This window comes from Gillisia sp. Hel_I_29 (assembly GCF_000744275.1).
Classification (GTDB): Bacteria; Bacteroidota; Bacteroidia; order Flavobacteriales; family Flavobacteriaceae; genus Gillisia.
Window position 1 is genome coordinate 1,979,284 of sequence record NZ_JQLP01000005.1, and the last position, 14,482, is coordinate 1,993,765.

General features: G+C 35.2%; 15 protein-coding genes and 2 tRNA genes. 8 read left to right on the top strand and 9 right to left on the bottom strand.

Annotated features, from left to right (window positions below; translation table 11 throughout):
- Positions 1–135: 135 nt before the first annotated feature.
- From chrA to P163_RS14225, 9 genes are all read right to left on the bottom strand, one after another.
- Positions 136–1,503, bottom strand: a complete 1,368-nt coding sequence (gene chrA / locus P163_RS14180) for a chromate efflux transporter (protein WP_008615548.1) — start codon at positions 1,501–1,503, stop codon at positions 136–138.
- The gene (locus P163_RS14185) at positions 1,503–2,225 is read right to left on the bottom strand and encodes a superoxide dismutase (RefSeq protein ID WP_008615545.1); all 723 of its coding nucleotides are present in this window, start codon (positions 2,223–2,225) and stop codon (positions 1,503–1,505) included. The genes chrA and P163_RS14185 overlap by 1 nt, the downstream gene beginning before the upstream one ends.
- Before the next feature lie 137 nt (positions 2,226–2,362).
- Entirely contained in the window at positions 2,363–2,752 is a 390-nt protein-coding gene (locus P163_RS14190) for a hypothetical protein (RefSeq protein WP_008615543.1), read from the bottom strand.
- 69 nt (positions 2,753–2,821) lie between these two features.
- Entirely contained in the window at positions 2,822–4,102 is a 1,281-nt protein-coding gene (locus P163_RS14195) for a sensor histidine kinase (RefSeq protein ID WP_008615542.1), read from the bottom strand.
- The gene (locus tag P163_RS14200) at positions 4,099–4,782 is read right to left on the bottom strand and encodes a response regulator transcription factor (protein WP_008615540.1); all 684 of its coding nucleotides are present in this window, start codon (positions 4,780–4,782) and stop codon (positions 4,099–4,101) included. The genes P163_RS14195 and P163_RS14200 overlap by 4 nt, the downstream gene beginning before the upstream one ends.
- Positions 4,783–5,281: 499 nt before the next feature.
- Positions 5,282–6,526 carry a site-specific integrase gene (locus P163_RS14210; protein ID WP_008615538.1) on the bottom strand — a complete coding sequence of 415 codons (1,245 nt, stop codon included), beginning with the start codon at positions 6,524–6,526 and terminating at the stop codon, positions 5,282–5,284.
- A 248-nt stretch (positions 6,527–6,774) separates the two neighbouring features.
- Positions 6,775–6,849, bottom strand: a tRNA-Pro gene (locus tag P163_RS14215).
- Positions 6,850–6,877: 28 nt separating this feature from the next.
- Positions 6,878–6,962: transfer RNA gene (locus P163_RS14220), tRNA-Ser, on the bottom strand.
- 137 nt (positions 6,963–7,099) lie between these two features.
- Complete coding sequence (locus tag P163_RS14225; protein ID WP_034892634.1) at positions 7,100–8,347, bottom strand: NAD(P)/FAD-dependent oxidoreductase; 1,248 nt, start codon at positions 8,345–8,347, stop codon at positions 7,100–7,102.
- An 85-nt stretch (positions 8,348–8,432) separates the two neighbouring features.
- Here P163_RS14225 and hutH point away from each other — a divergent pair, with 85 nt between their 5' ends.
- Genes hutH through P163_RS14265 form a run of 8 tightly spaced genes read left to right on the top strand, consistent with a single transcriptional unit; the run spans position 8,433 to position 14,480 of the window.
- Positions 8,433–9,965 carry a histidine ammonia-lyase gene (gene hutH, locus P163_RS14230; protein ID WP_034892637.1) on the top strand — a complete coding sequence of 511 codons (1,533 nt, stop codon included), beginning with the start codon at positions 8,433–8,435 and terminating at the stop codon, positions 9,963–9,965.
- Between the two features lie 17 nt (positions 9,966–9,982).
- Positions 9,983–10,720, top strand: coding sequence for a 3-oxoacyl-ACP reductase FabG (fabG, locus tag P163_RS14235; RefSeq protein ID WP_034892640.1), 738 nt, complete (start codon positions 9,983–9,985; stop codon positions 10,718–10,720).
- 2 nt (positions 10,721–10,722) lie between these two features.
- Positions 10,723–11,601 carry a lipid A biosynthesis acyltransferase gene (locus P163_RS14240; protein ID WP_034892643.1) on the top strand — a complete coding sequence of 293 codons (879 nt, stop codon included), beginning with the start codon at positions 10,723–10,725 and terminating at the stop codon, positions 11,599–11,601.
- Between the two features lie 11 nt (positions 11,602–11,612).
- On the top strand, positions 11,613–12,062 hold the full coding sequence (locus P163_RS14245; RefSeq protein WP_034892647.1) for a hypothetical protein: 450 nt from the start codon (positions 11,613–11,615) through the stop codon (positions 12,060–12,062).
- 1 nt (position 12,063) lies between these two features.
- Positions 12,064–12,483 (top strand): acyl-CoA thioesterase, encoded by a 420-nt coding sequence (locus tag P163_RS14250; RefSeq protein ID WP_034892649.1) that lies wholly within the window; start codon positions 12,064–12,066, stop codon positions 12,481–12,483.
- Entirely contained in the window at positions 12,484–13,629 is a 1,146-nt protein-coding gene (locus P163_RS14255; protein WP_034892652.1) for a beta-ketoacyl synthase N-terminal-like domain-containing protein, read from the top strand.
- Positions 13,622–14,230, top strand: coding sequence for a hypothetical protein (locus tag P163_RS14260; protein ID WP_034892655.1), 609 nt, complete (start codon positions 13,622–13,624; stop codon positions 14,228–14,230). Before P163_RS14255 ends, P163_RS14260 begins: the two co-directional genes overlap by 8 nt.
- Complete coding sequence (locus P163_RS14265; protein ID WP_034892658.1) at positions 14,223–14,480, top strand: phosphopantetheine-binding protein; 258 nt, start codon at positions 14,223–14,225, stop codon at positions 14,478–14,480. Before P163_RS14260 ends, P163_RS14265 begins: the two co-directional genes overlap by 8 nt.
- Positions 14,481–14,482: the final 2 nt, after the last annotated feature.

Genomic DNA, 14,482 nt, shown 5'->3' on the forward strand with positions numbered 1-14,482 from the left:
CCGTACTACATAATAATTGTTTTATCCATAAACCGCCGCCCTTGTCGTGATTGCCGGTTACACCTTTTAAACATACCGTAAGTGCCATATCCTTTGTTATCATGCTGTTATCGACAATAGGGTTACAGCACATAATCAACCTAATTCCTTAAATATGAAGAAATAGATGATACCTGATAAAACACTGATCAGGATAGTTTTCAACATATCCCATTTCAAAATGAAATATACAAAAGAGGCTATTAGAGCAATAATTAATGATCCAATATTAACTGTGCTCCATTCGGGAATCAACCACCTTGCTCCGTACAGATATTTTTCGTTAACCTCAGAGAAAAGGGTGTGGATTGCAAACCAGACACCCAGATTAAGTACAACCCCTACTACGGCAGCTGTAATTCCTGATAGTGCAGTGGTTAAACTTTTATTGCCCCGTAGGTATTCTATATAAGGAGCGCCTGTAAAAATGAATAGAAAGCAAGGTACAAAGGTAACCCAGGTAACCATCAGGGAAGCTAAAATTCCAGCTGTTAGAGGATCGAGAGAGCCGCTTAATCTATAGGCCCCCATGAAGCCTACGAACTGTACCACCTGTATCAGCGGACCCGGCGTAGTTTCGGCCATACCCAGTCCATCCAACATTTCACCGGATTGTAACCAGCCATAATCTTCAACCGCTTTTTGAGCGATATAGGCTAATACAGCATAAGCCCCTCCGAAAGTTAGAACGGCCGTTTTACTGAAAAATAAGCCTTCCGAGAAGAAAATGTTTTCGACCCCAATCACCAGTCCAAGGATCAATAGTGGTAAAGACCATAGCGTTAGGAAAATAAAAATAGTCTTGAATGTTTTTTTTAAAGACGGCTTTACAGGTTGTATTTTGCTGTCAATCAATGTATTTTCATTATTGTCCTTGTCTTTATGTTCTTCAGCTAATCTATGCCCTTTAATGACATGGAATTTTTCTTCCCAAAGTTTTCCGCCAATAAAACCTGTCAATCCCGCTGCTATTATTATATAAGGAAAATCTACCTCAAAGAAAAATATAGCTATAAAGGCCAAAGCCGCCAAAACAAACATGAGCTCATTTTTGATGGCCTTTTTACCTATTTTAATGACGGCTCCAACAACTATGGCTAAGACGGCAGGTTTAATACCGAAGAATATAGCTTCGACAATACCAACATCTCTGTAAGCAGCGTAAAGAATACTGAGAATTAGTATTGAAACAAATCCAGGTATTACAAATAAAATACCTGCAGTTACCCCCCCTTTCGTCCTATGCAGCAACCACCCAATATACGTGGCCAGCTGCTGGGCTTCCGGCCCAGGCAGCAGCATACAGTAATTGAGCGCATGTAAAAAGCGGTCCTCACTTATCCATTTTTTTTCTTCGACCAGAATTTTATGCATCACCGCAATCTGCCCGGCAGGTCCACCAAAGCTATAAATGGCTACTCTAATCCATACTTTTATGGCTTCTTTAAAGGGTAATTGCTCCATTAAACAATTTTTATGGCCTTATTATATCGTTCTGCTACATTATCCCAATTAATGATATTTAAAATCGTATCGACAAAATCCCCTCTTTTATTTTTGTGTTTCAAATAATATGCATGTTCCCACACATCAATAACCAATAACGGAATCACGCCCCACTGGGTCAGTTTCTGATGATTCTCACATTGCAAGATGGTTAGCGATCGGGAAAAGGGTTGATAACCCAAAATACCCCAGCCGCTTCCTTCTACGCCTTTAGATACTTTTGCTATATATACCTGGAGCTTTTCAAATGAGCCGAAATCTTTTTCTATCTGTTTCAATAGTTCTGCTTTGGGCTGTGTTTTTTTATTGGAAAGGTTTGTCCAGAAAATGGTATGTAGCACGTGGCTTGAAAAATGATACGCCAGTTTGCGTGTCCACAAATCAACCTGGTCTAAATCTCCTGATTTTAGGTGTTCTTTTATTTTAATCAAATCTTTGTTTGCACCTTTAACTGCTCCACCATGATGAAACTCATAGTGTAAGTGAAGGGTTTCTTCGTCCATATGTGGTTCCAAAAATGTTTTGTTGTAAGGAAGTGATTTCTGGATAAAGTTACCGTTTTTGTCGACCAACTTATCTATTCCATTTTCAGTCACATTCTGCGAAAATACATTGTTAGTAGGGAGTATGGTTGCTCCACCTAAAATTGCTGAGTTCCTTAAAAAATCTTTTCTGTCCATAATTTTTTCTTTTATATGATTAAAATGCTATTCCAACTTGAAAACCAAAAGTTACTGAAAAAGGTAAATCATTGCCGAATCTAAACGGAATGGGCGTAGCGAGGAAATAAGTTACTTTTTCCTTTTTAATTATAGGTCTAACCATAACGGCCGTTGGTATTGAATGCAAGCCTGGTTAAAAAATTAAAACCTCCAATGTTTCGGTAGATAACACCTGGGTGAAAAAGTAATCCGGTTACCCTACTCGCACGATCATTAAAAGAAATCATAGGTGCAAACTCGATACTGTAAGCTATTTTGTCGCTCTGAAGAAAATTTATACCAACTGGAAAGCCTACTGTATAACTGCCATCAAAATTAAAGTGATTCCCGTCTTTTGTTATAGTGGCAATAGGATGCATAATACTAAAATAGTTTTTTATCTTAGGATAATTTGTTTCTTTATTTTCTACCTGTGAAAAAACAATTTTAGGGGTTAAAAAGGATAAAAGCAAAATAAGAATGATTTGGTTCCCGGCTCTGTTCATTATAGTTTCATGATTTTATTAAATGCAAGTATATGAATGGAATCTGTAGAAATTTGGGAAGCTGATTGGTTACCCGAAATTCACTTCAAAAATGTGCAATCCTTCTTCTTTATAATAATGAAGTCCCCATCCACTCGTTTCAGCTACCTTTAGAGCAATGGCTAATCCCAACCCCCAAGTATTGGGATTCCTGGATTGTTTGTAAAAACGGTTGAACAATTTATCCTTCTCAAATACTTTTCCTATTTCTTGCTTTTGCCCGGTATTGGCAATAATGAGCTTGTTTTCCATTATTTGAACGCTTACCATTCCATTCTCAATATTATGCAGAAAGGCGTTTTTAAGTAGGTTCTGTATCAGTATCTCCGTAAGCATAATATTTCCCTGCACTTTCAAACTATCTCGTGTTTCGGCTTTCACCGATATATTCAAGGCGGCTTTATGTTCTTCATAAAATTCCATGGATCGGCATAAAATTGTTTGAATATCAACCTGTTCCGAAAGGATAAACTGCCGGTTTTCGATTTTAGATAAGAGCAACAGAGTTTTACTCAGTTTTTTTAAGCGTTGTGTTGAACCGATAATGCCTTCAATAATTTCCGCCTGCTTCTTTGAAAGTTCAGCCTGCCCAATGAGTGCTTCCAGCCTTGACTGGATAATGGACAAGGGCGTTTGCATTTCATGTGAAGCGTTTTCAATAAATTGCTTTTGGCTTTGAAAGACTTCAGTATTTTTTCGGACCAGCTCATTCACAGCTTCATTCAGCATCCGGAACTCATCAATATTTGTAGATGGTAATTCGGGCATTTTCTCTTTATCAAAGCGCAAGAGCCGGAGCCTTTCGAGCATTTCAAAAAACGATTTCCATATTTTTTTGGAGATAATACGTTGGGTTAAGTAAAAAGAAAGCGCCAAGCCCATAAATAGGCTGCCGAGTGTAATGGCAATGGTACCTATCATTTCTCCCGCTTCCAGATGTGGCTTTATAATTTCCAGCCGGTAGTTATTATTGTGTAATTTCACATAAGCTGTAAGCTTTCGGTACTCATCAAACTCATCATCAACAGGCTCATAAATAAGAGTGTCAGTGTAGCTTTCATAGCTTTCCTGAAACACCTTCTTTTCAACAGGAAAAAAGGTAAAATCGTCTAGTGGGTTATCCTCTTTAAAAGGAGCTTCAGGATTTTCTTCTAGATAAGCTAGCAAGTTGACTTTGCGGTTGTTCAACACTTCATCTACATTTTGAAGTACATTCCAGCTAAGTACCAAATAAAACAATATCGAAAAAATCCCGAACAAGACGAGGAAATACAGCATTTGAAGGCGGGATGTGTAGGTAAGCAGCTTCATAAAGCCTGAATTTGATAACCTACCCCATAGATGTTATTTATTTCTACTTGTGCCCCGGCATCTTTCAGCTTTCGTTTGAGGTTCTTAATCTGAGAAAACAAAAAATCAAAACTCTGGGCCTCATCTACATAATCACCCCATACGTACTCTGCGAGCGCCATTTTAGAAATAATACGTTTATTATTGTTAATGAGGTGGATGAGTATAGCATATTCTTTTTTAGTAAATGAGATTGGCGTAGAAAAGTTATCTATTCTCACTAGGTATTGGCCTAGATCTATTACCATATTGGCAAAGCGGATAGGCTTATTGGTTTTAAACTGTTTCCTACGAATGACGGCTTTTATCCGGGCATTAAGTTCTGAAAAATAAAATGGTTTTATCAGGTAATCATCAGCTCCTAATTCGAGGCCAGTTAACTTATCATCTAGGGAATCTCTTGCAGAAAGAATAATAACACCATCAGTCTTATCTTCTTTTTTAAGAATTTCAAGAATTTCGAACCCACTGCCATCCGGTAAATTAATGTCTAGAATTAGACAGTCATAATCGTATAAATAAACACGTTCTTGGGCTGTTTGAAAGTTGCCTGCCGAATCATATAAATAGCCTTCTTTGGCCGCGAAATCCTCAAGGCTTTTTAACAGGTACGGTTCATCTTCTACAATCAGTAATTTCATAATAAATACAAATTAAGAAATTAATTCTGTAGAAATACTGGCTGAGCAATATCTTCTTCGCTTCAGTTCGATCTCAAAATCCATTGGCAAATAAAAAAATATGATCGGCAACCAAAACAATAACAGCTGAATCAAAGCCCCCAAAGTTTCTCAGTATAACGGACAAAAGTTTTTTAAAAGATAAATTTGGATTGGTGATAAATTTATGACCAAATACTTTGCTCTCAACGGCTTCCGGTAAATAGAAGCTAAAATGGAAAAAACAAAGGATTTTAAGGATATCAAATAGGTTAATTTTTATTAATAGGTTGATCAAAATTCCTAGACCTGAAATGATCCACCCAGTTTCGAAGAAATTCTGCGACAAATAAAGATATAAGCTATTTTAGAAGTAGTTTCTACTTTCTTCAGTATTTGAAAACAAAATTTGAACAAAAAACTTGAATCCGAATTGGTGACCTTGAAACAAGACTATTACAAAGTCTCTATTAATAAAGGTTTATAAATAAAAGGTACGGTCTGTTACCATTTCTGTTTTTTCATCGTTCAACTTTTCTCTTAAATTATCAATATCATTAGAAATTTTAGAATCAATTACTCGTGCATAGATCTGTGTAGTGGATAATTTGGTATGGCCTAAAAGCTTGGAAACTGTTTCTATGGGAACGCCATTAGCTAAAGTTATCGTTGTGGCAAAAGTATGCCTGGCGGTATGAAAACTCAGTTGTTTTTTTATTTTCACCTCTTTAGCTATTTCTTTTAAATACTGGTTGGTTTTCTGGTTGGAATAAACCGGTAGCAATTTTTCCGTTCCGTCTATTTTAGGATGAGTTTTATATCTTTTTAGAATTCGTTCCGCCTCTGCGAGTAATGGAACTCTCACAGCAGTATTCGTTTTACTCCTTCGGGTATAAATCCATTTATTGCCATCCACTCCAATTTGCAAATTGTTTTTATTTAAGGCTTTGGCATCAGCATAAGCCAGCCCGGTATAACAGGCAAAAACAAAAATATCCCGGTTAATAGTTAATACCGGTTTTTCAAACTCTTCGTTTTTGATCTTTTCCAGCTCGGTCTTGTTTAAATAAACCATATCCACCTGATCAAAGCGTAGCTTGAACCTTTTGGTGGGGTTCTTTTCAATCCAATCTAAATGTTCGGCCAGGCGCATTAGTTTTTTGAACCGCTCCATATGCTTCATTACTCCATTATTTTGAAGGCCCGGCAAAACACGTAAATAACTTTCAAATCCCAGGGTAAACTGGTAATCAATTTGCTTTAGATAAACATCTGAAGTATGATGCTGGGCTTTTAAATAATCTTTTAGGTAATTTTCCGTAGTCGTATAATTTTTCATGGTACCATATTTTAACACCTTATCCATCTTTTCTTTGTGATAGTTAATCAAATAGGTAAGCGTATAATGTTGCTGGTCACTACCCAGGTATCTAGCTTTGACTGTTTGTGTGGTTACCAGCAGTCCTTCTTTTAAAAGGCTATCATAGGTTTTATATAATTGCGCTTTGGTTTCATCAATCTTTTTATTGATCTGCCGACTTTCAGAAGTGTTACCGGTAAGTTTACTGGCTGATTGGTTCCACTTGTCTACCGGAATAGTTCGTTTTAAACTTATTTCTAATGATTTACCGTTAACGGTGATTCGGGCATAGAGGAGGGCTAAGGCTGGTTGCTTTTTCTTTTTGCGAATAAAAAAAGAAATGGAAAAGGTTTGACTGGTACGCATCGTTATGTTATTTTAATGAAACAATTAATTAAGGCGAAAGTCAAACTACCAATACGCAATTATGGAGTATCGGTAAGCTAAAAATACAAAAAAATAACTCACGATAAACTCACAAATTCCCAGTGAACTCACGGTGAACTCACATAAAATTTAACACTGTTTGTTAAAATTTGAGCAAAAAAGAAAGGGCAACTATATGAAAACCATATAATTACCCTTTAATTATGTTAAAATATAACTTGTTAAAGTCGGGGTGGCAGGATTCGAACCTGCGGCCTCCTGCTCCCAAAGCAGGCGCGATAACCGGGCTACGCTACACCCCGAATAATTCGGTTAGAATTAAACGTTTTGCGGAGAGTATGAGATTCGAACTCATGCGACAATTGCTCGTCGACAGTTTAGCAAACTGCTCCATTAACCACTCTGGCAACTCTCCATTAAAATAAGAACGATTGCAATTATTTTGCGGTTGCAAATGTAGCTTTTACCTTCATACCATGCAAACCTTTTTAAACATTTTTGAAGTAAATTCTAAACCTTTTTTATAAAGCCTTTGACATCAGAATTTTAACTTTAATTTTTTTTTAAGTCTTTTTCTTCCATTTCTATGAGATGGACAATATTTTTAATGATCCTGGAATGTTTTTTTACAAAGGGATTAGTTTCATCCCAAACATAACCTGCAAGAACAGCACAAATTTGCTCTTTAATATCTGTTCGAGGAGATGGATGAAAAATGATCTTTTGCAAATTTCCTGTATACCATTCTTTTACATAACTCGAAAATACATCTACTCCTTTCTTAATATAAGATGAGTACTCGTCATCCCAATTTACCTGTTCTCCCGATAGTTCTTTTGTTGCCAATTTAGAAGCCAATAAACCAGATTCTGTAGCAAATGAAACTCCTGAAGAGAAAACAGGATCTAAAAATTCTGCACTATTTCCGGTTAATACATATCCTGGTCCATGAAGTTGGGTGACATTTTTTGATATATTTTCTACTTGAATAGGATCAAAGAGAAATGCATGCTCTTTAAATCGTCCTGAGTAGAATTTTAATTCTTTAAGCATTTTACGGAATCTTTCCTCATTGTTACCTTCAAATTTCTCAAACCACTCGTTTGGACCAACAAACCCTAAGCTAGAATTTCCATTGGAAAAAGGAAAATACCAAAACCAAATCTTAGTCTCTAGAACCTCAAAGGTTATTAATTCTCCTTCTTTTCCTTGTGGTCGATCTTTTTCATTTATATGAGTAAAAATAGAAGAGTGAGAGGCTATTTGAGGTGGCGCTTCAAGATTTAACTGTTTTGCCAGCACTCGTCCAAATCCACTAGAATCTATTATAAATCTGGCCTGAATTTCGGAAATTGCATCATTCTGATCTTTGATGGTAGTAACAGAGAACTCTTCTTTAAATTCTACATTAATAACTTCGGATTCAAATAAAATATCAACCCCCTCATTGATTACTTCTTGAGCCAGAACATTATCAAAATCGGCTCTTGGTACTTGCCAGGTCCAATCCCATCCTTTACCGTGTTTCTTTGAGAAATCAAATTCCCCTACTAAATTGTCTTTAATAAATCGAGCACCAAATTTCTTCTGAAATCCAATTTTTTTAAGCGCTTCCAGCAATCCGGCTTCTTCAAAATTATCCATACATCGAGGAATCAAACTCTCGCCGATGCTAAATCGTGGAAATTTAGATTTTTCCACTACTTTAATTTTAAATCCTTGGTTATGAAGATAAGAGGCAGATACCATTCCAGATGGGCCTGCGCCAATTATAAGGATATCTGTAATTTCCCTTTTCATTACATTTTATTAACGCTGTAAATATAGTACATTTGTTAAGAGTTTTAACAACTCGAACATCCATGGTAACCCCGATTTTGAGTATATGTTACATATAAAAGAAGCCCTAAATTTCGATGACTTTTTTCAAGTGCTCTTGCATGATGAAAAGATAGAATTAGATAATAGCCTACTTAAAAGGGTTTTAGAAAGTTTTGAATTCTTAAAGGAGTTTTCAGAAAACAAAGTTATTTATGGAGTAAATACTGGCTTTGGGCCTATGGCTCAATATAAGATCAAAGAGAAAGATCGTGTAAAACTTCAATTCAACTTGATAAGAAGTCATGCCTCGGGAATGGGCAAACCAATGGAGCCTATGTATGTAAAAGCATTAATGCTTGCCAGATTAAATACGTTGGCCTTGGGTAAATCTGGTGTGCATCCATCGGTAATTGAAACTATGACCAGTTTGATCAATAAAAATATAACGCCTGTTATCTATGAACATGGAGGAGTAGGTGCTTCTGGTGATCTGGTTCAATTAGCACATCTTGCATTGGTGTTAATTGGAGAAGGAGAAGTTTTTTTTGAGGGTGAACGAAGAAAAACAAAGGAAGTTTTTAAGTCAGAAAATATAGATCCAATAAAAATTGAGTTGAGAGAAGGACTTGGATTAATGAACGGAACTTCTGCAATGACAGGTATTGGAATTGTTAATGTGATCTACGCAAAAAGATTATTAGATTGGTCGATCTTCTGTTCTTCAGCGATCAATGAGATCGTGCAAGCTTATGATGATCATTTGTCGGAAGAATTGAATAATGCAAAGTTACATGTAGGGCAACAGAAAATAGCTAGAAAAATGAGAAGTCATTTATCTGATAGTCAACTTACCAGAGATAGGAACGAGCATTTGTATAGTGGCAATCATTCTGAAAAAGAATATTTTAAAGAAAAAGTGCAAGAATATTATAGTTTACGATGTGTGCCACAGGTTTTAGGTCCTGTTTATGATACTATTGAAAATGTAAAAAAGATCTTACTGGAAGAAGTAAATTCGGCTAATGATAATCCAATTATAGACGTTAAAAGTAAACAGGTATATCATGGCGGGAATTTTCATGGTGATTATGTATCGCTTGAAATGGACAAGTTAAAATTGGTAGTTACTAAACTGAGTATTTTAGCAGAACGTCAGCTAAATTATCTTTTAAACAATAAGTTGAATAATATTCTTCCTCCATTTGTAAATCTTGGAGTCCTTGGGTTAAATTTTGGGATGCAGGGTGCTCAATTTAGTGCAGTTTCTACTACGGCAGAAAACCAAATGCTATCTAATTCTATGTATGTGCACAGTATTCCAAACAATAACGATAATCAAGATGTAGTAAGCATGGGAACTAATGCTGCTAATATTACTAAAACGGTGATAGAAAATTCCTTTCAGGTGATCTCTGTAGAACTTGTAACTATAATGCAGGCATTGAAATATTTAGATTTTAATGATAAGCTATCCAGTAAAACCTTGGAAAAAGTTAAGGTATTTGAAAATATAATTCCTGAAATAAGAGAAGATCTATCGCTTTCAGAAACTTTAGAGCAAGTGAAGGTCTACCTTCAAAATAATGATGCTTACTAATTTAAGGAACTTTTAAAATGAACAATAAGTATGCATTAATAACAGGAGGTTCCAGAGGAATTGGAAAAGCAATCGCTATTAAACTGGCTTCAGAATTACATTATAATATTCTGCTTAATTATGCGGCTAATGATGTTGCAGCGAAAGAAACTCAGGTATTGATAGAAGCTGAAAATGTTTCGTGTACTTTATTAAAGTTTGATGTAGCTAATACAGAACAAACTTCTCAAATTTTAAAAGAATGGATGGAAGAGCATTCTGAAGCTAAAGTGGAAGTAATAGTAAATAATGCAGGAATTACCAGAGATGGATTATTTATGTGGATGAAACCAGATGACTGGAATTCTGTAATAAACACGAGTCTACAAGGCTTTTATAATGTTACTCAACCTTTATTAAAGGACATGCTTACCTCTAGATTTGGTAGAATAATCAATATAGTTTCTCTTTCGGGAGTTAAGGGAAATGCAGGGCAAGTAAATTATTCTGCAGCTAAGGGAGCCGTAATTGCTGCAACGAAAGCATTGGCACAAGAAATAGGTAAAAGGAATGTGACCGTAAATGCTGTAGCTCCGGGTTTCATAAAGTCTGATCTTACTGCAGATTTTGATGAAAAAGAACTAAAGAAACAAATCCCTTTAAATAGATTTGGAGAGGCAGAAGAAGTTGCAGAACTCGTGGCTTTTCTAGCTTCTAAAAAGGCATCTTATATTACCGGGGAAGTTATTAATATTAATGGAGGTTTATATTCATAAAAATGTCAGAATGGAAAGGCCAATCCAGAGGAACCGTTCTTGGTTTTAAGATTTATGTTCTTATCATTAAGACCTTTGGCTTATTGGTGGCTTATTTTGTACTTCTCTTTGTTGCGGCTTATTTTATCATATTTTCTTACACTTCAACAAAAAGTACCTATTATCTTTTCAGAAAAAGACTAGGTTATTCAGTATTAAATTCAGCATTTCAGGTGTATAGAAGTTATTTTACATTTGGGAGAATTCAGTTAGATAGAATAGCAATTGCGGTAGGTTTAAAGAAGAAATTCACTTTTGAGTTTGACGGTATTCATTATATCAAAGAAATGCTTTCAGAAAATAGAGGAGGAATTTTACTTACGGCTCATATTGGAAATTTTAATCTGGCAAAACATTTTTTTGATGAGAAGAACAATCCAGCGGTGGTGAATTTGGTGATGACAGATCTGGAACATCGTGAGATTAAAAATTATCTGGAATCTGTTACCGGAAAATCCATGATAAAAAGCATTGTTCTGCAAGATGATCTTTCTCATATTTTTAAAATGAATGAAGCGCTGAAAAATAATGAATTGCTCGTTTTTGCAGCCGATAGATATTTACCAAATGCAAAAACATATTCGGAGGAATTTTTAGGAAAAGAAGTTCAATTTCCACAAGGACCATTTAAATTAGCCATCAGAAATAAAATTCCGGTCTTGTTTGTGCATATTATGAGAGAGCAAAATTTTCATTATCATTTCTATGCAAGACCCTATATTGCTAAAGAGCACAGCACAAAAGAATTATTAAAAGCGTATCTTGGAAACCTTGAAACCATGGTGAAGCAATATCCTCATCAATGGTATAATTATTATGATTATTGGAAGGATTTCAAATAAAACCTATATTCATGGCAGAAAATTTACTGAAAGAGCCTATAAAATCTCTAGATAGAATTTTGCAATTAATTCCGCAGAAACCTCCATTTGTAATGGTAGATGCGTTGTACGATTACACTAAACTTACCGGCACTTCCGGCTTTGATATTTTAGAAGATAATATTCTTGTAGAAGATGGAGTATTTTCTGAACCTGGACTTATAGAGCACATGGCGCAAAGCATGTCTTTACATAGAGGGTATCAAGGATTTTTAGAAGGTTTAGATAAGCCAAGAACAGGGTTTATTGGTGCTATTAAAACTGTTGAGATCTTAGAGCTACCTAAGGCCGGCACGCATCTTACTACGTATGTAGAAATACTTCATGAGATCATGAATGTAACTTCGGTATCTGCTATTACTAAGAATGAAGAAGGAAAAGTTATTGCAACTTCTGAAATGAAAACAGTTACCGTAGATTAAGATGCAAAAGCAGTTACTCACATCTCGATTAGAAAGAAGAGTTCAGTTCTACGAATGCGATCCTTTACAGATTGTGTGGCATGGAAACTATTTGAAATATTTTGAAGAGGGCAGGGAGGCGTTTTGCAGAAAGCACGGTTTATCTTATTTAGATGCAAAGAGTAATGGCTTTGCAACGCCTATTGTAAAATCTATATGCGAACATAAATTGCCTTTGCAATATGGCGATGTTTTTACCATTGAAACTACTTTTCAGCCTTGTCATGCCGCAAAAATGCATTTTAATTATAAGCTAATTTTAGAAAATAAGGTTATTTGTATAGGGGAGACAGTTCAAGTATTTTTAGGAGAAAACAGAGAATTAATATTGACCAATCCTCCATTTTTCTTAGATTGGAAGAAGAACATGGAATTTGAATAAATGAAGAAGATCTACCTGCATGAAGATGCAATTATCTCACCCTTAGGCTTTACCACTGCTGATAATATTCAATCTATTTTAGCAAAGCAATCAGGATTAAAATTACATCCAAACTCAAGGTTCGAGCATAATAGCTTTTATGCGGGGATTATAGATGATGATATCTTGACTAAGTCATTTTCTAAAATTGGAAATTCTGAGGAATATACCAAGTTAGAAAAAATGATGATCTTGGCGGTACAAGCAGTTTTAGATCAGAATACACAGATCAATTTAAAAGAAATACAGCTGATAGTTTCAACTACCAAAGGGAATATAGACGTTTTAATGGTTGATTCTAAATTCCCTGAAAAACGGGTGCTGCTTTCTGAATTAGCAAATGTCATTCAACAATTTTTCCATTTCTCTAAAAAACCAATCGTTATCTCTAATGCTTGTATTTCCGGCGGACTTGCCTTGGCTGTGGCGAGAAGATTTATAAACTCTGGTAAATTTAAAAAAGCCATTGTTGTTGGTGGAGATCTTGTTTCAGAATTTGTTGTTTCCGGTTTTAATTCTTTTCAAGCGATTAGCAATGAGCCGTGCAAACCATTTTCGGCAAATAGAACAGGAATAAGTTTAGGAGAGGCTGCAGCAGCGGTTCTTGTTTCTAAAGAGAAAAATATAAATGAAGCTGTAAGTTTAATAGCAGATGCTTCAGCCAATGATGCCAATCATATTTCTGGACCATCTAGAACAGGAGAAGGACTTTATAAAAGCCTTTCAACAGCTTTGAATGAGGCTGAAGTTTCATCTTCTCAAATAGATTATTTGTCTGCACACGGAACCGGAACCTCTTTTAACGATAGCATGGAAGCCATTGCCTTTACTAAAGCAGGACTTCAACATACGCCTATTAACAGTTACAAGGCTTATTATGGTCATACGTTGGGTGCAGCATCTTTATTAGAAAGCATTATATTAAAGCATGCGATGTTGAAAGATCAACTTTATGAATCTTTAAATTTTGAAACTTCAGAAATAGAAAACCCTATCAATATCATACAAAAGCATCAAACTAAAAATTTGAGGTATGCTATTAAAACGTCCTCAGGTTTTGGAGGATGTAATTTAGCGATGGTATTTAAAAAGGAAATAGATGGGTAAACAGTTTTATATTAATAATGTTGTAAGAATTAAAAACCGTTCCATTTATAATAATCAGGAATTGCTATTTAGGTCTGGGTTAGATATTGCTGAAATTGATCTTTTCTTTAAAGAAGTCTATCAATTTTTACAGCTTTCATATCCAAAATTCTTTAAAATGGATAGGATGTCTAAATTAGGAATTCTGGCTACAGAAATACTTTTTAATATAGAAAAACAAGATATAAATACCGCCTTGGTGTTCTCCAATAATTCTTCAAGTTTAGATACAGATAAAATACATCAAAATGCTTTATCTCAAATAGTTTCACCGTCTGTTTTTGTCTATACCTTACCTAATATTGTTTTAGGAGAAATAAGTATAAGACATCAGTTGCAAAGTGAGAATATTTTCTTTTTATCAGAAACTTTTGATGCAGAACTTATTGGAGATTACACACAAGTTTTGCTTGATTCTGGAAAAGCTAAAGATGCGGTTTGTGGATGGATAGACCTTAAAAATGCTGAATATGATGTATTTTTGTGCCTAATTTCTGAGGTAGGGGAAATTCCTTTTACCGTTAAGAATTTAGAGCAGTTATATTATTTTGAAAATGAGTGATTTACGTACAGAGTTGAAAGTTAGTATTATCGAGCAATTAAATCTTGAAGAATTATCTGTAGAAGATATTGAAGATAATGAACCCCTCTTTGGGGATGGAGTTGGTTTAGATTCTATAGATGCATTAGAATTAATTGTACTACTAGAAAAGGATTACGGTATTAAACTTACAGATCCGCAGCAAGGAAAAGATATCTTTATATCCATAAATAAAATGGCTGAATTTATTGAAGCTAACCGCACTAAATAATC